General features: G+C 55.6%; 16 protein-coding genes. 8 read left to right on the top strand and 8 right to left on the bottom strand.

Going from position 1 to position 22827, the window contains the following annotated elements; all coding sequences use genetic code 11:
• Window positions 1–10: 10 nt before the first annotated feature.
• The 7 genes from GWR55_RS02335 (at window position 11) to GWR55_RS02305 (ending at window position 8679) form a co-directional block, all read left to right on the top strand.
• Window positions 11–1285: a glycosyltransferase family 4 protein gene (locus tag GWR55_RS02335; RefSeq protein ID WP_162400820.1), complete on the top strand. Its 1275-nt coding sequence runs from the start codon at window positions 11–13 to the stop codon at window positions 1283–1285.
• Between the two features lie 2 nt (window positions 1286–1287).
• Window positions 1288–2178, top strand: a complete 891-nt coding sequence (locus GWR55_RS02330) for a glycosyltransferase family 2 protein (RefSeq protein ID WP_162400819.1) — start codon at window positions 1288–1290, stop codon at window positions 2176–2178.
• A 48-nt stretch (window positions 2179–2226) separates the two neighbouring features.
• On the top strand, window positions 2227–3261 hold the full coding sequence (locus GWR55_RS02325) for a GNAT family N-acetyltransferase (RefSeq protein WP_162400818.1): 1035 nt from the start codon (window positions 2227–2229) through the stop codon (window positions 3259–3261).
• Between the two features lie 11 nt (window positions 3262–3272).
• A complete protein-coding gene (locus GWR55_RS02320) occupies window positions 3273–4598 on the top strand; it encodes a hypothetical protein (RefSeq protein ID WP_162400817.1) in 1326 nt (441 codons plus the stop codon).
• A 150-nt stretch (window positions 4599–4748) separates the two neighbouring features.
• Window positions 4749–6224, top strand: a complete 1476-nt coding sequence (locus tag GWR55_RS02315; RefSeq protein ID WP_162400816.1) for a hypothetical protein — start codon at window positions 4749–4751, stop codon at window positions 6222–6224.
• A gap of 92 nt (window positions 6225–6316) precedes the next feature.
• Window positions 6317–7420: a glycosyltransferase gene (locus tag GWR55_RS02310; RefSeq protein WP_162400815.1), complete on the top strand. Its 1104-nt coding sequence runs from the start codon at window positions 6317–6319 to the stop codon at window positions 7418–7420.
• Between the two features lie 2 nt (window positions 7421–7422).
• A complete protein-coding gene (locus tag GWR55_RS02305; protein ID WP_162400814.1) occupies window positions 7423–8679 on the top strand; it encodes a glycosyltransferase family 4 protein in 1257 nt (418 codons plus the stop codon).
• An 11-nt stretch (window positions 8680–8690) separates the two neighbouring features.
• On the opposite strand, the gene GWR55_RS02300 is transcribed toward GWR55_RS02305, so the two are convergent.
• From GWR55_RS02300 to GWR55_RS02265, 8 genes are all read right to left on the bottom strand, one after another.
• The gene (locus GWR55_RS02300) at window positions 8691–10016 is read right to left on the bottom strand and encodes an O-antigen ligase (protein ID WP_162400813.1); all 1326 of its coding nucleotides are present in this window, start codon (window positions 10014–10016) and stop codon (window positions 8691–8693) included.
• Window positions 10017–10137: 121 nt separating this feature from the next.
• Complete coding sequence (locus GWR55_RS02295) at window positions 10138–11085, bottom strand: glycosyltransferase family 2 protein (RefSeq protein WP_162400812.1); 948 nt, start codon at window positions 11083–11085, stop codon at window positions 10138–10140.
• Window positions 11086–11271: 186 nt separating this feature from the next.
• Entirely contained in the window at window positions 11272–12435 is a 1164-nt protein-coding gene (locus tag GWR55_RS19045; RefSeq protein ID WP_202925568.1) for a sugar transferase, read from the bottom strand.
• A 496-nt stretch (window positions 12436–12931) separates the two neighbouring features.
• A complete protein-coding gene (locus tag GWR55_RS02285; RefSeq protein WP_162400811.1) occupies window positions 12932–13690 on the bottom strand; it encodes a CpsD/CapB family tyrosine-protein kinase in 759 nt (252 codons plus the stop codon).
• Window positions 13687–15222 carry a GNVR domain-containing protein gene (locus GWR55_RS02280; RefSeq protein WP_162400810.1) on the bottom strand — a complete coding sequence of 512 codons (1536 nt, stop codon included), beginning with the start codon at window positions 15220–15222 and terminating at the stop codon, window positions 13687–13689. The genes GWR55_RS02285 and GWR55_RS02280 overlap by 4 nt, the downstream gene beginning before the upstream one ends.
• Window positions 15223–15234: 12 nt before the next feature.
• Complete coding sequence (locus GWR55_RS02275; RefSeq protein ID WP_162400809.1) at window positions 15235–16416, bottom strand: hypothetical protein; 1182 nt, start codon at window positions 16414–16416, stop codon at window positions 15235–15237.
• Window positions 16417–16615: 199 nt separating this feature from the next.
• Window positions 16616–17125, bottom strand: a complete 510-nt coding sequence (locus GWR55_RS02270) for a polysaccharide biosynthesis/export family protein (protein ID WP_162400808.1) — start codon at window positions 17123–17125, stop codon at window positions 16616–16618.
• Window positions 17126–17627: 502 nt separating this feature from the next.
• The gene (locus GWR55_RS02265) at window positions 17628–20570 is read right to left on the bottom strand and encodes an S-layer family protein (RefSeq protein WP_162400807.1); all 2943 of its coding nucleotides are present in this window, start codon (window positions 20568–20570) and stop codon (window positions 17628–17630) included.
• A gap of 886 nt (window positions 20571–21456) precedes the next feature.
• On the opposite strand from GWR55_RS02265, the gene GWR55_RS02260 reads away from it, so the two are divergent.
• Window positions 21457–22734, top strand: a complete 1278-nt coding sequence (locus GWR55_RS02260; protein WP_162400806.1) for a choice-of-anchor D domain-containing protein — start codon at window positions 21457–21459, stop codon at window positions 22732–22734.
• Window positions 22735–22827 lie beyond the last annotated feature (93 nt).

The raw sequence follows: 22827 nt of genomic DNA, 5'->3' as shown, positions 1-22827 counted from the left end.
TGAGGAAACGATGTCAACGAATGTGCTGCTGAACGATCACGCCTTCGCGAATACCACAGTCCCACCACGCTCCGATCGGCGGAGCCTGCATGTCTGCATGCTGGTCTACTCCTTCTATGAGACAGATACGCGTGTCTTGCAGTATGCGACCTCACTCGCGGAGCGCGGCGACATCGTCGACGTCATCGCCCTGCAGCGAGGCCCCGATCTCCCCGTCTACGAGCAGATGGGCGGTGTCAACGTCTATCGCATCCAGTCCCGCGTCCTCAACGAGAAGGGTATCTTCAACTATGCTACGCGGATTTTGCGCTTCGCCTGGAAGTCCGCCCTCTTACTGGCAAAGAAGGAGCACGACCACCCCTACGACGTCGTGCACGTGCACAATGTGCCGGACTTTCTGGTCTTCTCAGCACTCTATCCCAGACTTAACGGCGCACGCATCGTGCTCGATATTCACGATCTGTTGCCGGAGTTATACGCCAGCAAGTTCGGTATCGGGCATACCTCACCCCTCTTCAGGCTGCTCGTCGGCCTTGAGCGCGGTTCGGCGGTCTTCGCCAACCACATCATCATCGCGAACCACCTCTGGCGCGAGCGCTATGCCGCGCGCTCCTCGCGTGCCGACAAGTGCAGTGTCGTTCGCAATCGCCCGGATCTCGCCATCTTCCAAAAGTGCTCCCCGCGCCCTGAATCCGACAACGGCAAGTTTCTACTCACCTATCCAGGTTCTCTGAATGAACACCAGGGGCTTGATGTCGCCATCCGCGCCTTCGCTGCCGTAGCCGACCGCATGCCCAACGCCGAGTTTCACATCTACGGCGAAGGCGCCGCCAAACCTGCACTCATCGCTCTTACCAGAGAGCTCTCTATGCAGCAAAGGATCCTCTTCCACAACTATCTTCCCAGCAAGAGCATTGCGCAGGTAATGGCGAACACCGACCTCGCCATCGAGCCCAAGCGCGCAACCTCCTCCTTTGGCAATGAGGCGCTCAGCACCAAGATCCTCGAGTTTATGAGTCTCGGGGTTCCCGTGATCGCATCCCACACCAAGATTCACGCCTTCTACTACGACCCATCGATCATTCAGTACTACGAAAACGACGACCCTTCACTCCTCGCCTATCAGATTCTTCGCCTCTACAACGATGCCCCTCTTCGCCGGGCCCTCGCAGAACGAGCCAAGGAGTATGCCGACAACAATACCTGGGATTCGCGCAAGCACGAGTATCTCGAGCTCATCGATTCGCTTGTCCGCGCCGACCCCAAGCCCGCGTTGGTGCTCTAGCCATGGATCGCTACGCCCTCATGACGGCAGCCCATAACGAGATTGGCCTTATCAGCCAGACCATCGAGTCTGTGCTCGCACAGAGCATTCTCCCCGTGGTATGGGTGATCGTCAGCGATCGTTCCACCGATGGGACCGACGAGGTCGTTGCCTCTTACTGCCGCGAACATTCTTTCCTGCGTTTCCTCCGTCTCAACGAAAACACCGGACGAGGCACCATGGCCAAGGTCAATGCCCTGACTGCGGCGTATAAGGAGATCGTTCACCATCCGCATAGCTTCATTGGAAACCTCGATGCCGACGTCACTTTAGGTCCCAACTACTTCGAGCGTCTAATGAGTTGCTTCAGGGCCCAGCCCGCCCTCGGCATCGCAGGCGGCATGATCTATGAGCGCCAACAGGGCCAGTTTCGCGCTCGCCCCTCCAACAGCGTAGATTCCGTCGCACACGCCGCACAGCTTGTGCGCCGTGAATGCTACGAACAGATCGGCGGTTACGTCGGCCTTCCCTTCGGTGGCGAAGACTGGTATGCCGAGATTCGTGCGCGCCGCAACGGCTGGCAGGTCCGCTCCTTCCCGCATCTTCGAGTCATGCATCACCGTTTCACTGGAGGCTCCGATTCGCTGCTCAAGCCGCGTCTTCGCGAGGGCAGAATGGACTTCTCCATCGGCAGCCATCCCCTCTTCGAGATCGTCAAATGCGCTCGCAGAATCCCGGAGCGCCCCTTTTTCATGGGGGCAGCAGCCCGCATGCTCGGCTTTTTCGCCTGTTATCTCGACAGGAGTCCACGTCTCGTTTCTCCTGAGATCGTCGACTTCCTGCAACAGGAGCAACTCGGCAGAATCAAGGCGCTTTGGCCACGCCAGGACTCCGCTCCCGGTGCCTCCGCATGATACTCGCGTACCTTACTACACGCCTCTGGCGAACCAAGGAGCCCACACGTGGCCGTCTATGAATTCGACCCGTTGACCGACCCGCGATGGCTCGAGCTTGTCGGAAGGCACGCGGACTCCTCGATCTTTCATACCGTCGAGTGGCTTTTGAGCCTCAAGCAGACCTACGGCTATCGCCCTGTTGCCTTCTCCACATCGAATGCGCGCCAACTCAAAGACGCCATCGTCTTCTGCGAGGTCAGTAGCCCCTTGACCGGAAAAAGGCTCGTCTCACTTCCCTTCTCCGATCACTGCCAGCCGCTCGCAGATTCCAATCAGACCACCGAAATACTCTCCTACCTGCTTTCAAAATCGCGCACTGTGGGTTGGAAGTATCTCGAATTACGCCCTCTCCACAAAGATTCGTTTCCAGCAACGAAACGAATCTTTGAAGCCAACCGGTTTCACTTCCAGACGATCGATCTTCGACCAGAGCTTCCCATGCTCCTCAAAAACATGCACGACAGCTGCATCCGCAGGAAGATCAAGCGAGCGGACAAGGAGAAACTTGAGTACAAGTCCGGCGCAACCGAAGATCTCATGGATAGCTTTCGCCACCTTTTTCTTCTGACTCGCCGCCGTCATCGGCTCCCGCCTCCTCCAGTCTCATGGATCCGTAATCTTGCGCACGCCTTCGGCGACCGCCTCAAAATCCATATGATGTCCAAGGATGGAGTGCCCGCAGCCAGCATTCTCACCATCACCCACAAGCAAACCATCGTCTATAAGTACGGCTGCTCCGATGTGTCCTTCAGCAACCTGGGCGGCACGCCTTCACTGTTCTGGAAGGTTATCCAACAAGCAAAGCTGGATGGCCTCACCGCGTTCGACCTCGGCCGCTCCGATTATGGCGACGAAGGGCTGGTAGGGTTCAAGCAGCACCTTGGTGCTGCCGTCAGCGATCTTATCTATTTCCGCAACGTGCCATCGTCTGAGCCGAAGTCATCCTCTGCTCTATCTTCTCTTATCGGCCCCGTCTTTTCTCGGCTCCCCGATCCCTTCCTCGAGGGCATCGGCAATCTGCTCTACAGGCATATGGGATGACCAGAGCTGCCATGAATGACGAATTCCTCCGCTACTTCCGCTGCCCGCCCGTCTGCGCCCGTTTTACGCGACTGGCGGAAAATCCAGCCGCGAAGGGATTCTTTCGCTTTGGCCCCGATGCCATCGCCTACGGCGCTTTCGATCAAGCAAACGCCGATGTGGGCGTCGCACTTGCCGATGCTGACGAACTCGTCGAGGTAGGCGAAGACCACTGCAGCCTCCCCTTTGACCCTGAGGAGGTCATCACCAATCTCCGCCGCGAGCGCTACGTCACCCGCCAGAGCCCCCCTCTCGTAAAGCAAATTGTTCGCCGACTCTATTACCTGCTCCGCCCGGCTTTTCCAGTCGCATTCCGCCGTCACCTGCAGCGTCTGTGGCTCAATGGATGGCAGCAGATACCCTTTCCAAAGTGGCCGGTAGACGCCAGTGTGGACCACATCTTCGAACGGATGATGCTCCATGCGCTCGAAGCACACTCTGGCGAAGAAATCCCCTTTATCTGGTTTTGGCCCGATGCCCGATCCAGCTGCGCCGTCATGACCCATGACGTCGAGACAGCTTTCGGCCTTGACTTCATCGACGAACTGATGAACGTCAACGACGGCTACGGCATCAAAAGCTCCTTCCAACTTATTCCCGCTGCTCGCTACACCGTTACGAAGGAGATACTCAAATCGATCAAGTCACGTGGCTTCGAAGCCAACGTACATGACCTCCGGCACAACGGTCATCTCTTTGATGACTACGTCTCCTTCAAAGCCAATGCGGCAAAGATCAACTACTTCGCACGCCTCTTCGAAAGCGCCGGCTTCCGATCAGGGGCCCTTTATCGCAATCAGGAGTGGTACGACGCGTTTCAGTTTGACTACGATATGTCCGTCCCCAACGTAGGACATCTCGATCCTCAACACGGGGGTTGCTGTACCGTGATGCCCTACTTTGTAGGCAATGTCGTCGAGCTTCCCGTCACCATGACCCAGGACTACACGCTCTTCAACGTGTTTCATCAATACGATCTCGACCTATGGCAGGAACAACTCAGCATCGTCCGGAAGCGCAACGGTATGGCGTCGTTCATCGTGCACCCCGACTACATCCAAACCCCGAAGACCCTCGACGTCTATAAACAGCTTCTCGCCTGCCTCGACGAGATGCGTAATGATGATTGCCTCTGGATTGCACTCCCAGGCGAAGTCAACCGCTGGTGGCGGAAAAGAGACAAGATGTCACTCGTATGGACGAACAATCAGTGGCAGATCGAAGGAGAAGGCGCAGAGCGTGCGCGGGTCGCCTATGCACGAATCGATCGAAACACCGTAACCTATCGCGTCACGTAACTTAGCCCATTACGCGCGTTTTCAGGGGAAATGCTCCATTTTCGACACACGAGGCCCGTCATCTGCATGCGATATATTCAAAACACCGGGAATGGCATCCTCCTCCCAAATGCTCGCAGTAAGGAGGCCGCTCGCAGGAGAAATCCATCCATGCAAAATCGTTTCCTAGTGGCCCTTTTTCTCTTTTGTACCTTTATCGCCGGTCGTAGCCTCGCAGCCTGTCATGCCGTCGGCCCCACCGGGGCCGGGGATGGATCAGGATCGAACTGGGCAAATCGCATGAACAATCTCCCCAGGACACTGACACGTGGCGATGTCTACTATCTTGCCGATGGCGACTATGGCAAATACACCTTCTCCACGCCAAACTCAGGCACTACAACCATCACCATAAAAAAAGCACAGTCCTACGACTACGGCAGAGCATCAGACGGCTGCACTAACGACATCTCTTCCGGATGGAACCCGAGCACGATGGGCGCCGGCCAGGCAAACTGGGGTGAGTTCTACGGCGGGACCAGCACCCCCCAGCCCGGCTACCTTATCCTCGATGGCAACGGAAAAACCACTGTCACGGGCTGTGGCATAGCGCCTACAGCCGCCACCTCCGCCTCCGACTGCGGCCTTAAGATCACCGCAAGCCAAGGCCAGGACAGCGACTTCGATATAGGCGCCAACAACAACGATGGCCAACATCGTACTTCCTCCTGGACCATTCGCTACTTCGAGATTCTTGGAGGTGGCGATGCCAATAATGGTGCACAGTCCGAAGAAGAGATTCGCTGCCGTGGAGCTTGCGACAATTTCCTCGTCGATCACGCGTACTTCCACGACACTGGCTGCGACTTTTTCAAGGTTCCATGGACCACTGCCTTCACCGTGCAGAACAGCTACATTCGCCAGAACATGTCCTCTGCCACATGTCACGGTCAGCTATGGTACAGCGAAGTCAATATCTCTAATGTCGACTTCCATTCAAACATCATTCAAGACATCCAGGGCACAGGCATTTGGGTTTGCCTCACAGGCTGTCAGTCTACCAACATCAATATCTACAACAATGCGCTCTGGCGTACCGCCGGCAGCAATCGCCCAGGCACCTCCAACGGAATCTTCTCCTGTATCAACTCAGGAAACCGATGCACGAATTGGTCCTTCATAGGAAACACCGTGGTTAATTACACCGCCGATTACGCTGGTGCGCTCGGAACCCACTGTGATGGCAACCCAGACACATGGATATGGAAGAACAATCTCTTCTATGGCATCACGCCCTCCGACAGGATCGATTTCCAGACCTGCGGAGGCTCTCTCACTGAAAGCAACAATACCTATCTCAACTCGGGCACACCCAAGTCGGGCATCAGCTCAACCGATATTGTCATCCCGACCGGGGCTCCCAATCCGTTTGTCAATTGGCAATCAGCGAACTTCCAGTTGGCCAGTCAGAACTCTTACTGGACCGGTGGAGCTACCCTAGGAGCTCCCTACAACGTAGACTTCGCAGGTAATTCCCGACCAGATTCAAGTGGCGTTTGGAATCGTGGCGCCTATCAGTATGCCGGAGGAGCCGCTCCTCCTACAGCTCCCGCAGCTCCCACCAACCTGAAGGGAGTCGTCCACTAGCCCTACAAGGCTAATACTCTCAGACCTTACCCGGGGAGGGGACAGTTTGCATCAGCAACTGTCCTTCCTTCACTCGATTCCCAGATCGCACGATGACACAACCAACGATAGAACTCGCACCAATTCATTCGGGACATCCAGTCTCGCGCTCTCTCCCAACGGTAGACGTTGTCATTCCCTGCTACAACTACGGGCACTTTCTTCCGGGTTGCGTGAACAGCGTGCTCTCACAGCTGGGCGTGGACGTGCGAATTCTCATCATCGACGACAGTTCCCCGGACGACTCGGCCGCAGTAGGTCAACATCTCGCCACACAGCATGAGGCCGTTACCTTCCGGCGTCACGACACCAACAAAGGACACATCGCCACCTACAACGAAGGCATCCTCGACTGGTCTTCGTCCAGCTACGTCGTGCTGCTCTCTGCCGATGACATGCTTGCACCCGGTGCACTCGCCCGTGCCGTCTCCGTCATGGAAGACGATCCCTCCGTCGGTATGGTCTACGGCCGCACCGTCCACTTTCACGACGAAGCCCAACTTGCCACGGTATCCGCCGAACCACCCGGTACTCGCTTCACCCGTTACCGCGGCAGCGACTGGCTTAACAAGCGCCTACAAGCGGGAAACAATGTCATTACCTCACCAGAGGTCGTTGTCAGAGGTTCTGTGCACAAGGCTGTAGGCGGCTATCGCAAAGAACTGCCACATAGTGGAGATCTCGAGATGTGGCTCCGTATTGCAGCCATATCCGACATCGCCTACCTTCACCACGTTCAGGCCTACTACCGCGTCCATCCTTCCAGCATGCAGCGAACAAAATACAAGACCAGCCTGCTTGACATCGTTCATCGTAAGGCAGCCTTCGACCTCTTCGCTCAGCACCATCAGCATCTTCCAGGCATCGCCGAGATGCAACAGACTGTCAACCGCACGCTCGCCCGAGAGTCGCTCTGGGACGCTTGCCGCGCCTACGATCACAATCGGCTTAGTGAGGCTAACGTCGAAGAGCTTGTCACTTTCGCCACCCAGGCGTGGCCCGACTATCGCCGCCTGCCAGAATACGCAGCGCTCGAACGACGTAAACGGCTTGGTTCCACACTCTGCTATCGCACTCAGCTCTTCATCATCCCAGCATCGTTGCGCTGGATCGAGCGGAAAATCAAACGGACACGCATGCTCCGAGAGGGAATTTAGCGATGTCCAGAGCACTGCGCCAACTCCAATACCGCGGACGCCAGCTCCGCGCTCTGCTGCTCGAAAACAACGCGGAAGCCATCCTCGACCGCGTCCGCAGAAAGCTCGCCGAGTCCCTTCTTCCCAAGGACTTCCCGCTCCCCGTCGGACGCAAAGACGTCCTCGCCGCAGACCTCGCGCATCCGCCGCACTATCCTTTTCTCCATCTCGCACCCGGACAGCGGCCGATCATCAACTGGGTCATGGTTCCCGCAGGCCCCGGCTCCGGCGGACACACCACCATCTTCCGTATCATCCGTTACCTTGAGGCCCACGGTTATACTAACCGGATTTACTTCTATAATCTCTATCGCGCCGACCACCAGCACTACGCCTCCATCGTACGCAGCTTTTACGGATTTCATGGCATCGTCGACTCCATCGATCGCGAGATGGAAGACGCTCATGCTGTGGTCGCCACTGCATGGTCCACCGCGTACCCCGTCTTCAATGCGCGCTGCAGCGGAAAACGCTTCTACTTCGTTCAAGACTACGAGCCCCTCTTCTTTCCCACTGGCGCCATCAGTCTTCTCGCTGAAAATACTTACCGCATGGGCTTCCACGCCATCACTGCAGGACGCTGGCTCGCGCACAAGCTCTCAACCGAGTTCCAGATGCCCGCTGACTCCTTTGACTTCGGTTGCGATACCTCCATTTACCAACGCACCAATACCTCACGCCGTTCCGGTATCGTCTTTTATGCTCGCCGCGAAGCTACCCGTCGCGGCTTTGAGCTCGGCATCATGGCCCTCGAACTGTTTGCTGCACGCCATCCGGAGATTGAGATCCACTTTTACGGAGAAAGGGTCGGAAAGCTACCCTTTCGTTTCATTGACCACGGCCACATTACGCCACAGCACCTTAATATCATTTATAACCAGTGCAGCGCGGGTCTCTCTCTCTCGCTTACCAATGTCTCACTTGTTCCCCACGAGATGCTAGCCGCCGGTTGCATTCCAGTCGTTAACGACGCGGAGCAGAACCGCATTGTTCTCGACAACTCATGCGTCCACTACGCCGCACCGCACCCGCAGGCTCTCGCTGATGCACTCGCGTCCATCGTTATCAATCCCCACTTCGACGCGCTCTCGCAACGCGCTGCCGCCAGTGTTCACGGCACCTCATGGGACGACGCCGGCAACGCCGTCGATCAGGCCTTTCGCCGTGCGCTCACCACTCCATCCGAATCATCGCTGAAGCCTGCGGTCGCTCGCTCCTGAAAACGGCGCTTTCAAACAATAACTGGTACCGGCATTTCCCGCTCTGATCCGATCTCAAACGACTGTCGCGCCTCCGACTCTAGCCGCCGCTTTTTGGCCGCCCACAATCTAAGGGCGCGTATCCGCGGAAGGCTCACCGAGATCGAGATCAGTATCCAGTTCATGTAGCCCTGCTGCCCCCAACTGTACGCTGCAACACTGATCAGGAGAAAGTAGAACCCGGCCATCGTAATAAACAGAACTCCGCTAAGTGTCCCCTCCGGCGGCCCTAATATCCAATAATTCCGCAGCGCGAGAAACATCGGCCAGAACAACAGAAGCATGATCAGGATCAATCCAACGTACCCGGTCTCGTAGAGGAACGCAGCCCAGTTGTTGTCGCAGGTGTACCAGATCTTCTTCTGTCCGAGAAAATCTACCTCAAGCCCAAGCACGCGAAACGTTCCCAGACCGTATCCCAGAAGCACACGCGCTGGCTCCTTTGCCACCGACTGCTCGATCGATTCCATCAGCGCGTGACGATATAGATATGATGTGCCCACCGGTTGAGTCGGATCTGTCGTTGCCTGGTACAGCGCATCGATCGATTGCCACACCCCCGGCCGCACTACCAGCACAATCAGCGCCATCGCAGCCGCGGTCAGCAGATAACGCCGCACCGCCTTTTTCACCATGAAGAACATCAGCATGCAACAAACCACCGTCGCCAGCCACGGCCCGCGGCTCTGTGTCTTATAGATTGACCAGAACATCAGCATCAGGATCGACCACAGCACCACTCGCTGTCGCCCTCGCGCCCAGAATCCCAGTAGATAAAGACACAGCACAATGCTGATCGCCAGAGCATCACCAAACAGGATCGGGTGCGGAAACGTCCCTCGCACACGCAGCCCCCGCCCAAGTTCGGTATAGAGCGGGTCCAGCCCACCGTTGTACGTAATCCAGTTGCTCGCCGGAAAGATACGCAGCACGCTCCACGACGCAAAGACCTCGAGGGTTGAGAAGACGCAGCAGAGGCCCATCGCCAGCAACATCGCATACAACATGCGGTGCACGGTCTCCATCTTCGTCAACGTCTTCGCAAGGATGTAGTACATCAGGTAAAACTCCACAACCTGCGATAACAACTGCTTGATGCTCACGACAAACGACAGCGAGTACGCCGTCGACAAAAGCGCCCACATGACATGCGCCGCCATCAATGGAGCAAGTGGCAACTTCGGCCCGTGATTTCGTCTTGGCTTCGAGAAGAACATCCACGTCATCGTCATCAAAGAGACGCGCATGGTGTTGACATCAAACAGCCCCGGGATAACCAGCTTCGACTCCAATGGCATCAGCACAATGAAAAAGCAGAACAATGGCAGTGCGTCCTCGAGCCTCCGGCGCCCAGCACGCCACAGCGCAAACGCAATTCCGATCTGCAAGCATGCTATAAATGCCATCGTCGCCTACCCTCTACCGTTCACTGAAACCAAGCGACCACATCAGGATCGCCGACCACTTGCCCGCCATCCTGGACCATCTCCGATACCCTTTCAGCATCACAGTCACCGGAAACAGGGGCACGATCAAAGCCATCCTGCTTGCCGACATCACCGCAGTAGTCACGCGATACATACGCGCGTAGTTTGCGCCCCGGTGCCTCTGAAAGAACTTGACCAGTGACTCGCATTGCATCACCGAACTAAAGTTGCTGTCCTCATGCGTGTCACTGCTCCTGCCTCCGTGATGCACAATCACTGCGTCCGGAACGTAGTAAATCCGCGACCCTGCTTTGCGCGCCTTAATGCAGAGGTCCATATCCTCTGAGTACATGAAGAACTCCGTCGTAAAGCAGTCGACCCTCTCGATCAGCTCACGCTTCGCCATCATGCACGCCCCGGCGATCGCCTCTACTTCAGCGGCCATCGCCTCTGTGTTGTACAGCGGCCCCATTCCCCAAAGCCGCAGTCGAGGAAAACGCCGCCGCAGAAGGTTCGACGCAAGCGCCTGGTTCACGATCGACGGCAGCGCCGTAATGCATGTCGTCTGCAGCGAACCGTCGGTGTTTAGCAGGCGCGCGCCGACGATCCCGGCATCCGGCAGCGTATCGAGAGCCTGCATCAACGCCGAAACCGCACTCCCTCTGATCTCTGTGTCCGGATTCAGAAAGAGCACGTGCTGCGCACAACTTTGCGCAAACGCCAGATTGTTCGCCCGCGCGAAACCTAAGTTCTCGGCAGATTGGAGGAACACCACATCGGGAAATTCGCTCGCTACCATCTCCGATGCGCCGTCGAAAGAAGCATTGTCAATCACGATCACCTCGTAGCGCACGTCTTTTACATGCTCTCTCAGGCTGGCAAGACACAACCTCAGATACGCCTTCGAGTTCCAGTTAACGATGATGATCGATAAATCCATGCAATTCCCCCGAAGAGGGGCTGCAGCGGCGCCGACGCCCACAACCTTCCCTTCGCCAAGTTGACGGGCACATCCTCGAAAGTCGTACGAGTAGCGACGACGGCTTCAGAATCTGGCCTCTCCGTGTTCTCTTCTCCAACGTCCTAGCCTGCACGCACCGCTTTCATCTGTCGCTACTGTCTCCATTCAGCAGGCCCCGCGTCCAGAGAACATCGCAGCCGGGGTCCGCAGAAGAATCTTGACGTCAAACCAGAACGAACGCTCCACCGCATAGCGAAGGTCCATCCTCACCATTTCATCGAACGTCGTACGCGAGCGCCCCGTTACCTGCCACAGACCAGTCAGACCCGGCTTAATCTCAAACACCCGCCGCCGATGCCATGTCTGGTAGCGTTCAAACTCGTACATGAGGGGCGGACGAGGACCGACCAACGACATATCGCCTTTCAGCACATTGAAGAACTGAGGCAATTCATCCAGGCTGCTCTTCCTTAAAAATCGACCGATCGGAGTGATCCTGGGATCATTTGTCATCTTGAAGACGCCTTCCGACTTCCCAAGATCCCCAGAAATCAGACGAGAGACATACTCCTGATGAATACGCGGGTCATTCCCCGTGTACATTGTGCGGAACTTGTAGAAGTTGAATTCCCTCCCGTATTGCCCCATCCTCTTTTGGCAAAACAGAACAGGCCCTTTCGAGGTGAGCTTTACGATCACTGCGATCGTCACGCAGAGCGGCATGAAGACCATCAGCGCAAAGAGGCTACCCACAAGGTCCATCCCGCGCTTCAGAAATCGGCCGAATCTTCCGTTCGTTCCCCCGCCCACCCGCCGCATAGATGGCCGGAAGATATCTGGATAGTGGACATGTTGGCCATCCTCCCCAATTCCCGTTTGTACGTCCTGGGGAAAGAGACGAAACTGAAATGTCAACTTACGATATTCCTCGGCAACAATTTCACGTTCGACCGCGTGGCGGATCTTATGCGTAATCTTTTCGACTGTCGTTGTATTCGGTTCGCCGATCTCCGTCATCAGAAGACCCAGCGTTGACCCGGTCTCATACCACCCGAGCAAATCCGTCTCCCGCGTTGCTCCGGTCAGCGCGACAACTACATCCTCAAGGAGGATCCGTTCCGCCTTTGTGCTGAACTCACCGCAATGCACCAGCACAAGCATGAACGACCGCTCCGAACGCTCCGTTCGACGCCTTTCCAACCGCAGCATCCGGAGAAATGCCGCCTCCGAGATAACAGATTCCTGTTCCAGGTCGAACGTAATATCCGTGCGCGTATCGTACTCGGCTTCCTGACTCCAGGCGAGCAGATCGGATTTTTGAGTAGACATCGATATCGTCCTTGCACGCCGTCTGCGGCCAGACGGCTTTTGAATAAATTCACTCTCAGTTACAAGGAAAGAAGGCATCCCCGACTCATGCCGGTCCGACTCATGCCCCCGTCCATAGGTTTCCGGGACGATTTATCCTGCTCCTTCACCGAACCGTCCTGTCGGCCTTCGCACTGCCCCTATTAACTATTGAAACGATTAGCAATTGAAATGCCAGCGTAGAAGAATAACCGAGGCGATCGTGAGACTTTAGTTGGCGAAGCCGATGTACCTTCTCCAGGAGCCGACGCTCTCAGCGGTCATCGCGCACGCCCCCCAAGTCTAAATACTTCAATAGATAGGTAACTTCATCGCGTGGTCGCCACCCACAACTCATGCAAGCAGCAAACCGGTCGCCATCATGCACAATCGTGCAACTCAACTGAGATCGCATCAGCTCTGACAACTCTTTGCAAACACTATGCACGCCTTCAGAAGTTTGCATACGTACTGCCAGCTATCGCCTCTTACCGTAATCGCCGTAGTACGCGCTTCCGTTGATCGTACAGTCATTGACCACCACACCCCACAGCTTTGTCCCGATCGCATTCATCGCTGGCTCCAGCATGCTTTTCTCGGTCTTTCCCGCCCGCACCACCAGAATGGCCCCGTCCACGTAAGGCAGCATCTCCGAAACGTCTGCCATGGGGATCACCGGGGCAAAGTCCAGTACCGTCCACTTGTACATCGTGCGTAGTGAAGCAATCATTCGATTCATAGCCGTAGATTGGAACAGGTGCCCGGGCGACGAAAGCCGTCTCTTGATCCCTAGCGCATCCAATGGATGATCGCCGAGTTGGCGCAAGGCGTCATCGAATCCCACTTCTCCCTCAAGAACCTCTACCACGCCACCCTCATCGAAACCGTAGTCCAGTACACGCGACATTCCAGGAGCACGGAAGTCCAGGTCGAGCAGGCATGTCGCATGGTTCGCCTCCGCCAACGCCCAAGCCAAGTTCATCGAAGTCAGAGTCTTGCCCTCCCCTGGAGCTGGGCTCGTCATCAATACCACGCCCCCTTCCGGATGCAGTGTGCAAAGACGCCGTCGCAATAGACGATAACTTTCAACAGCCAGTCCCTCTGGGTCGGTCAGGTATACCAGCCGGGAGTTGCCGTCCGGCTGCACCGTCAGTCGCTTGCGTTCCACAAGCCGAGGCCGCGGGAAGTACGCCGAACGCCCAGTGCCCACCGTTTGTGTCCCAAGAATAGCGCTCATAAAACCGGCCTCACCTTCAAAAGAAATATTGCAAGAGCGGTACAGGTGAGCAGCAGTAAAAGGCTTGTCCGAACGCGAAGCCACCATTCACGTCGGAAATCCAACTTGCTTTGGATCGGCGGTATAGTTCCTAGAACAGGAATGCCCGGCGTGAGCATCTCTTTCAGCTCCGCCTCACCGCGAATTGCTCCACTCAAAAGCTCCTTCACCAGCACAGTACCAAGCGGAAACAGCAGCGCTGCCACAATGACTACGGAAAACAGGATAGCTCGCGCGGGCTTCACTGGCTTCTCTGGGGTCTTTGCCGCGTCGAGCACGGTAAATCGTTCAGCCTGCTGTTTCTTCTCCAGTTCTTCCGACATACCTGCCGACAGCGTCTTGTCCAGCAGCGACTGATAGTTCTGCCGTGACACTTCGTAATTCCGTGTCAGCTCTGCCAGCCGTGTCTCAAGCACCGGAACCGAATCCACCTTGCCTTGAAACGACTGAATCTGCTGCTGCAGGCCTGCTTTATGCTGATGACGACGCTCCAGCTCTTTCTCGATGAGGGCCAGCCTCACCTTCGTATTCGTGTCCATCGGCTCTGAGATTCCAGCCAACGACTCTGGCATTGTCGCGAGGCGTGCATTGATCTCCTTGATCTGCTCCTTGACCGTAATCACATCCGGATACGAATCCGTGAACTGCTGCCTCAACCTCGACAGATCACCCTCCAGACGCCGACGCTCCTGGACCAACCGGTCTCGTTCCGTCAACGGCATCCCTCGCGGGTCGCTCGACTTCGTCTGCGTCAGCAGGATCCGTTCCTGATCCAGCCGGCCAATCGCGTCTTCGTTCGCCTGACTCTCCGCTTGCAGGCGCGATAGAGCCTGCAGATTTCCCGTCAGCGCGTCGGGAGTCGCGCCTGCGTGTTGCAGCCGGTATGCCTGAAGGGCGCTCTCCTGCTCCTCGAGGCTCTTCTTCGCCTCGTCCAGTTCGCCCGAAAGAAACTGCTTGGTTCCCTGCGCCTGCAACTCCCGCGCATTTAGATTCCAGGCAATAAAACTCTCCGCCAACTGGTTGGTCACCTTCGCAACCAGGTCACGGTTCTCACTCTCGTACGTAATGCTGAAACTGCTGAGTCCCTGGTCCTCCGAGGCCGCCTTGATGTCGATCTTCGTCTTCGACCGCATGTAGTCGATCACCTCTTCCCGCGAGGCCTTCTGCCTCATTTTGGGGTAGAGATCGTTCCTGTCGATAATCTCTTGCAGGCGACTTGCGCTCAAGACTTGCTGTGTCAGGGTGTTCAGACGCGCATTCAGGTCCGTCGTGATCGTCGATGCTACGTAGCGCTCCGGAATCTTCTGTGGGTCAACCAGAATCGTAGTCGACGCACGATAGACGTTTGGCATCATTGACACGATCACGATACCGGCCGCAAGTAGCAACAAACCCATCGGCACCATCGTGTGAACATGCCGGCGAAACGCGGCGAACGCCTGTTTCGGCGTAAATGAGTTGGCCCCCCCCGGATTCAGTTCCTCGTCCTGCATCGTCACCGTTCCTTACCTTCCCTGAAAGACCTCTCCCCCGCGATACGTCCAGGTGATCGATGCCTGGGCGAGATTGCGGTTCGTCTCCGCGCCGCCAGTGTTCGTGGCATATCCCCGGTAGGTGTACAACACTGCAAGTCCGTGAGGTAGATGGAAACCATAGTTCACTCCCCACGAGATTCCCCGGTACGAGCTGACCGCCTTCAATGTATCGCTGCTGATATATCCGACGTCGGCACTGATGACGCCGATCCGCGTAACCTGGTACTGCACCCCACTCGAAGCGCTCCGTTGCCACAGCGAAGGCCCCAGGTACGACACCGTCGGCAGATGGTCTGTCAGCGCGTACATCTGCCATTTGTCAGCGATTCGGGTGCCGAAGCTCACGCTGTACGTTAATCCCGTCCTGGAACTTGCACAGTCGCACGTTGTGAACTGGGGTCCCACGCTCACAGAAAGCGACGTACGCTCCCGTGGGCGCCAGCGGAGTCCGCCTCCCGCGCCGTAGGTCTCATATGCCAGATCGCCGTAGAAATGGCCGCCCTGCGCATAACCATTCCAGCTAACTGTCTCCGAGACCGCCCGCGTATATGCAACTTGCAGATTTGCAATCCCGCCCTGTTGGTTAAGATCGCTCGTCCGGCTATAGGCATTCGTTCCAGTAACCGCGATCGTATCCTGTTCTGAAAGCCTATAAGCCGCACTCACCGATCCGGCGACATAGGTCAGATTGCTCGAGTTTCCCAGATACGATGCCGACGATGCTCCGCTTGTCCCCGGAACTTCGCCCACCGCAACCGCCTGTGACGATGACAATAGCCGGGTGCCGTTCGGCCCATAGTTTCCGAACGCATCGACCTTCCAGGTCAGACGCTCGCTCTGCGTAAACAGCATCGACCCGGACGCCCGGTGCAGGCTCTGGCGCGCATATACCTCTGAGTTATATCCAAGAAACGTCGGCTGATACTGCACAATTAACTGTGATCGTTGTGTAGCCATCCTATAACCCAGGTAAGGGCTCAGACTGTACACCCCCGACGACGAAGCCTTCTCCATGTTGCCCGGGTTCGTGTCCCATCCCCCTCCCGTCGTCATCGAGAACAGGAGGTGCTTCTCTGCGCTCTCGTCCATCGCAATTAGTCCCGAACCGTTCAGAGATCCCGCATACACCGGCTCCTCTTTCTGTGGGCTCACTGAAGTTGCATCTTCGCTTCTCGAACTCGGATCATCCCTGGACCCCGCCTGAGTGAGCTCATTGTTCACTGTCTGCTGCGTCTGCGTGTCGCCAGACGTCGCTACTGACTCCTGCGCCAGTAGCGCCAGAGGACGCCATCCCCCTAGCAATGCAACCACAAATCCGAATTGGACGGCTCTACGCATCACGTCGCTGGCCCTAAGGAACAATCACCGTATCGCCCGGCTGAAGGGTGATATTCTGCTTCGCATCACCCCGCACCGCATTGTTATAGTTGAACTTCAACTTCTGCACTTGATCGCCCGCAGCACGCAGGATCACAATATCCTTTCGGTGGGCGAAGGTGTTCAGACCTCCAGCCTGCGCAATCAACTGCAGAACCGAGATCGGCGCCACCAGCGGATACCCCCCAGGCTTACCAACCTGACCGGTCACAAACACCTGGCGGCTGCGGATCTCCACCAGACTTACCGTTACCCGCGCGTTAACCAAATAGCTACTGAGCTTTGTCTGTAGATCTTCGGCAAGCTGGCTCGCCGTCATCCCGGCTACGTGCAGATCCCCCAGCAGCGGCAGCGAAATGAACCCGTCCGGCCCGATCGTCACCGTCTGCGTGAGTTCAGAATTCTTCCAGACCGCAATGTGGATGACATCCGCGGGGCCCAACGCAAACTTTGAAGACTCCGCTGTCACAGTCGATTCAGGCACCGAACCGGTTGGTATGTTGCTTCCCAATAAATGGGGACCTTTATGCTTAGCGGTAGCGACAACGCTCTGCGCGTAAAAACACGTCGAGCCAGAGATCAAAACAACTGCCGCAACTCGCGATAGCAACAAATGTATGCGCATCCTCTCTCCACACACTGAGGAATTGCAAATCAAGGGCCAAAGACGATAGTCCGCAATTGTGCGTTATTCATGCCAACATCCCAGTCTTGTCAGGAAAGAAGGCCGATCCGGATTACAAAAAATTGCAGAGGATTGCGCACATTGCGCAAAATATCGCCCCATTTAGCAAATTCCGCACCATCGCAACCGCTCGCACACGCGGTTGAGGCATTTCCCCAAAGCGCAAATTTATCGTTTGCAAAGGTATGCAGGCGATTGCGCACCTTTACGCAATTTCTCGTAGCTTCCTGACTTCATGGACTTTCTCTGCCTGGGACCACCCCTCATGGGGTTACCCATCGGCATACCTTTCACCCGATTTCTATGGGATGCTCAGGTTGATCTGGTTTGACGCTGCGCTTTCTGTACCGTTCACATCGACGGATTTCACGATGTATGAATAGTTCGTCCCGCTCACAACTGCCTTATCGATATAGGTAACCGTCGTTACAGGATCGGGGTTGATGACACCAAAACTTCGGCTTGAACCCGTCGAACGGTAAATGTTGTATCCAATCACGGTGGTAGGCGAGTCAGTGGGAGCGTCCCAGCCGAGGTCGACCTCCGGCGCTGCTCCCGTCCCAGTACCGCTCAAGGCAACCGTCACATTTCCACTGGTGCTATCGCTCACGATCGTGACGCTTCCACTCAGCTCCCCATTTGTCGTCGGCAGAAACTGGATCTGCAGCATCATCGTCCGGTTCGGGTTCAATATGACGGGGAATCTGCCGCCCACCAGAGAGAAGTCGATACCTGAGACTGTAGCGCCACTCACGGTCACTGGTGAGGTTCCGACCGACGTCAGTGTCAGCGTCCTGATCGCCGGAGTGTTTACCGATACTGAATCGAAGCTCATGCTGGTTGTACTGGCTGTCAGTCGCGGATTAGCATCAATTCCACTTCCATTCAGAACCAGGTTCGTCGTCCTGCCGTTCACCGCATCGCTAACGATCGTCAGTTGCCCTGTCGCAACACCGGCTGTCGCTGGATTGAATTGCACCTGCAGCGTCAAGGACTGATTCGGATCAAGTGTCACAGGAAAAATGCCCGCAGCCATAGAGAACCCTGCCCCTGAGATTGCGGTAGAACTCACGGTCACCGGTGAGGTTCCAGTCGAAGTCAATGTTAGATACTGCACAGAAGCTGTATCTACGGTCACATTGCCGAAGGACAAGCTTCCAGAACTCACCGACAACCGAGGATTCGGTATCGCTATTCCCGTTCCACTCAACGCGACAGCGATATTTCCCGAGGTGGAGTTGCTACTGATCGTCAACTGCCCTGAGGCTGCTCCCGTGGCTCCAGGGATGAATTGCACCTGCAATGTCATCGACTGGCCGGGGCTCAGTATCACTGGCAACTCTGCTCCAACAATCCTGAATCCGTTGCCTGTAATCCTCGCGGCATTCACCGTCACCGCAGCGGTTCCCGTCGAAGTTAATGTTACGAGCTGAGTCGCCGACGCATTGGTCGCTATATTGCCGAAACTCAATTCTGTCGCGCTCAGCGAAAGCTGCGGTACCGGCAGAGCCGTTCCCATTCCGCTCAGCGCCACGACCGCTGTGTCTCCGCTTGATGAGTTGCTTTTAATAGTTAATTGTCCGATGGCGGAACCCGTTGCGACTGGAAGAAATTGGACCTGCAACGTTAGCGTTTGCCCTGCGGTCAATCTCGCCGGAAGAGCCTCACCCACTACTGTGAAACCTGCTCCTGTAATCGTCGCGGAGCTGACCGTTAAATCCGCCGTTCCCGTTGAGCTCAACGTAAGCGTCTGTGTCACCGCCGAATTCATCATGACGTTACCGAAACTCAGACTTCCTACGCTTAACTTCAGCAGGGGGCTGGGCGTCGGTGTACTTACTCCACTCAAAGCGATCATCGTTGTACTTCCTGTCGACGAATCGCTCTTGAGTATCAGCTGGCCACTCGCAGCTCCGGTCTTGATCGGAGTGAACTGAACTTGCAGCGTCATCGATTGTGCGGGATTAAGCACCGCTGGAAGGCCCGCTCCCACTACTCTAAATCCTGAGCCCGTAATCATCGCAGCGCTCACAGTCACTGGCCCGGTTCCCGTCGATGTCAGTGTCAACGACTGGGTCGCTGTTGTATCAACAGTGACATTGCCAAAACCCAGAGCACCGGCACTCACCGTGAGATTCGGACTTGGCATCGCGGTACCCGTTCCGCTCAGGGGAATCTCCGTCATCCCTCCATTGGACGAATTACTGCTGATCATCAGTTGACCGTGGGCAGCGCCAGATATCGTCGGATTAAATCGCAACTGCAAGGTCACCGATTGTGTCGGATTCAAGGTCACCGGCAGACTGCCCGTAATCAGAGAAAAACCATCGCCCAGGATCGTCGCTGCATCTACTGTCACCGGAGCAGTCCCTGTAGAAATCAGCGTGATGATCTGCGTTGTTGAAGTATTCATCGTCACTTCGCCAAAGCTCACGCTCTCCGCGCTGGCTTCAAGTCGAGAAACCAGGGTGCCTTCTCCACTCCCCCCATCGACAACACCGCTGCTCCCGCTGCCACTCAACGCAATCGTCATTGGCCCCGCGACGGCAGTGCTTTGAATCGTAAGGTTTTCGTTTACAGTCTTCGTTGTGGTGGGATCAAACTGAACGGTGAGCGTCAGGGATTGATTTGGCTGCAGAGTCACAGGCAGCATGCCTCCCATCACCGCAAATCCTGAACCGCTGACCGAGACGGAGTTGATTGTCAGTGCCGTTGTTCCCGTCGAGGTTAGCAGAAGCTCCTTCGTCGCCAACGTATTTACTGGGACGCCTCCGAAATCCAGTCTGTCAGCGCTGGCTGACATCCGTACTACCGCCTCTGCCTCAGGCTGTCCTTTTCCCCGCGCCGAAACCAGTATCATTTCCTTCGATGTGGCGTCGACAAACTTAAGCTGCGCGGAATAATTCTGCCCGGACGATGGCGCGAAGGTCACCGATATGTTCCGCATCTTGCCCGTAGGAATAATAATCGGAAACTGACTTCCTCCTGCGATCGCAAATGCTGACGAGGTCATACTGACCTTGTCGATGGCAACGTCCGTCACTCCAGAATTGGTGAGGGCCACCGTCTTCGACATCGATTTGCCCACACCGACCGTACCGAAATCGAGGGTATCAGGACTGATCTGTAGCGAGCCTTCAGGACGCATCACGATGCCCGAACCGCATCCCAAAATGGCGAGCAGACAGCAGCTCAGGAGAACCACGCCCAGTGAAGTAAAACCTCTCTTACGAAATCGTGACATCGAGAAGTAAAAAAAATGGGGAGCGGGACGATAGAGTTTAGGCATTGACGACGTACCCTTTGCCAGATTCAAAGCGTTCAAAGATTCAAGCAGGCAGCAAACGCACAAAGAGAACAATGTTGCAGATCAGGAAAGGTTAAAAATGCGCTCTCGGAGAGGATCGGATAAGTACGGCTTTGATGCCAACATCACTGCGACTGGAACACGTTTAAGTACTTCCAGAAAGAGTCTCAACGCTTCATAGCCCCAGTTTCAATGACACAAAATGGTGAGAGTGAAGACGAATTCGACAGCAAGTTTTGCCGCATTAAATCGTGGAGATCAGCCAACTCACGATCTATCCGGATTTAGCATATGCGTGGCAGGAGGGGAGGCAAGCGAATCAATCCGCCGAAACCGCACCTTTCATTAATTTAAGGTTGATTCTGGCTATATCTGGATAGTAGGTGATCCTTAGTACAAGGTCAACTGCCATCATCGCCGCGAAGAGTAGAACGGCAAATACCCCCAAAGATCAAACCAACAGACGAAAAGATTGAGTAGAACAACAGAGAAGCAATCTGAATACATCTAACGGGTCGTCTATTGAGTAGCCATACCTATGACAAGCTTTCCAGTCCAGATAGAGCTACCGAAGAGAGTCCCGATCATATTCGCCGGAATGATTGATCCACCTGGCTGTTAAAGAATCGTGCAATTCTCTGATCATCGTAGTTACACAGCTGCAGCATGAGATAGACTTTTGTTACAAACCAGCCGACATCTAACGATTGTCAGGACAGGAAACTACATCCCCTAAAGAGGGCTTCCTAAAGCTAGTAACCTGCGTGTGTCTAAATTGCCTTTTCCACTTCTGGTTAGTTGAGAGCCTAGAAAGGCAGACAACATGCGTAGAATTCCAGCGATTGTAATCGTTGTTTATCTCTTCGTCCTCCCTATGCTGAGCTTTTCGCAATCCACTTCACCTTCCTGGTATACCCTCAATGCTCCTGAGGGATCTGTCGTCACTTCCTCAAGCGCGATTACTCTTCGTTTTGGCCAGCTTGAATCTAAATGTGCCACGACCGCAGTCAGTAGTGGCATCTGCAGTACCGGAACCGTAGGCACGGTAACCCCTGAGACCTGGACCGCAGCCAAGACCTTCCCCGCTCCTGTCAAAATTACTGTTGGAGCTGGCGCTTTCGATAATGTCGACCCGATCCCCGGTGTTTATAAAACAGTCCAGATTCAACAGACAGGCGGGTCACAAACTATAGAAATCAACGGAAAAGCCGTCGTCATTCCTCCAGGCGCGACCTGCTCCTTAACATCAACCCCGTCCTCCATCGCCTTCCGGGATACGACAGTCGGGTATGTCCTCTCGTCTTCAGCAACACTCTCCTCTACCTGCACGACCATGATCAAATCCATTAGGGTCACCGGCCCTTTTACAATCTCCGGAGTCCAGGCGCCACTGAAGATATCCTCCCGCACGACTCAGACTTATACTGCTACATTTGCTCCGAAAGCCGCGGGCGCCACAAGCGGATCGGTCACCTTCATCGGAAACAACAGCTCGGCGCCAAGCTTGACCGTATTGCTCACCGGCAATGCTGTCTCAGCGGCATCAACACTCACGGCAAGCGCCTCTTCCCTTGCATTCGGAAACGTTACCTTGGGTAGTTCGAGCTCTCAAGTGTTGACCATCATCAACACCGGATCATCATCGATCAGAGTATCCGCTCTTTCGATCACGGGAACAGGCTTCTCCTTCTCCTCCGCCGCAACCCCGTTCACGCTCGCGTCAAAACAGGCGCTCCAGCTCGCTGTAACTTTCAAACCAACTTCCACCGGCTCTGCCTCTGGAAAACTGACCATCGCCAGCAACGCCTCCAACTCTTCTCTTGGCGTCTTCCTCTCTGGCACTGGAGCTGCGGTAGCGAGCCACAACGTGACCCTTTCCTGGACCGGAAGCAGCGGGACCTCAGGCTATAACGTCTATCGGTCAACGGCCTCGGGAACCGGATATCAGAAGATCAATTCGTCTCTTCAGACCTCGACATCGTACATCGACAGCGCTGTACTCTCAGGTAAGACATACTATTATGTTGTCACTGCGGTGGCTGCGGGCGGCCCCGAAAGCCCATACTCTAACCAAACGACGGTCAACATACCGAACCCGTAACCTTTGGAAGGAGTGGAATACGCGGCAGTTTTACTGTCCGGCTTCTTTACCGCTTGCAATCATGCATTCAGGTATAGAAGCCGACGACAGCCG

It is taken from the genome of Edaphobacter sp. 12200R-103, from assembly GCF_010093025.1.
Lineage (GTDB): Bacteria > Acidobacteriota > Terriglobia > Terriglobales > Acidobacteriaceae > Edaphobacter.
Note: the sequence above shows the minus strand (reverse complement) of the source record. Positions and strands in the feature narration are given on the sequence as shown.

Excerpts from the sequence above, each read along its gene's own strand:
- GWR55_RS02260 (WP_162400806.1), top strand. The coding sequence starts at position 21,457 with ATGCGTAGAATTCCAGCGATTGTAATCGTTGTTTATCTCTTCGTCCTC.
- GWR55_RS02300 (WP_162400813.1), bottom strand. The coding sequence starts at position 10,016 with ATGCCATTGGAGTCGAAGCTGGTTATCCCGGGGCTGTTTGATGTCAAC.
- GWR55_RS02295 (WP_162400812.1), bottom strand. The coding sequence starts at position 11,085 with ATGGATTTATCGATCATCATCGTTAACTGGAACTCGAAGGCGTATCTG.
- GWR55_RS02335 (WP_162400820.1), top strand. The coding sequence starts at position 11 with ATGTCAACGAATGTGCTGCTGAACGATCACGCCTTCGCGAATACCACA.
- GWR55_RS02330 (WP_162400819.1), top strand. The coding sequence starts at position 1,288 with ATGGATCGCTACGCCCTCATGACGGCAGCCCATAACGAGATTGGCCTT.
- GWR55_RS02305 (WP_162400814.1), top strand. The coding sequence starts at position 7,423 with ATGTCCAGAGCACTGCGCCAACTCCAATACCGCGGACGCCAGCTCCGC.
- GWR55_RS02320 (WP_162400817.1), top strand. The coding sequence starts at position 3,273 with ATGAATGACGAATTCCTCCGCTACTTCCGCTGCCCGCCCGTCTGCGCC.
- GWR55_RS02280 (WP_162400810.1), bottom strand. The coding sequence starts at position 15,222 with ATGCAGGACGAGGAACTGAATCCGGGGGGGGCCAACTCATTTACGCCG.
- GWR55_RS02265 (WP_162400807.1), bottom strand. The coding sequence starts at position 20,570 with ATGTCACGATTTCGTAAGAGAGGTTTTACTTCACTGGGCGTGGTTCTC.
- GWR55_RS02285 (WP_162400811.1), bottom strand. The coding sequence starts at position 13,690 with ATGAGCGCTATTCTTGGGACACAAACGGTGGGCACTGGGCGTTCGGCG.
- GWR55_RS19045 (WP_202925568.1), bottom strand. The coding sequence starts at position 12,435 with ATGTCTACTCAAAAATCCGATCTGCTCGCCTGGAGTCAGGAAGCCGAG.
- GWR55_RS02315 (WP_162400816.1), top strand. The coding sequence starts at position 4,749 with ATGCAAAATCGTTTCCTAGTGGCCCTTTTTCTCTTTTGTACCTTTATC.
- GWR55_RS02310 (WP_162400815.1), top strand. The coding sequence starts at position 6,317 with ATGACACAACCAACGATAGAACTCGCACCAATTCATTCGGGACATCCA.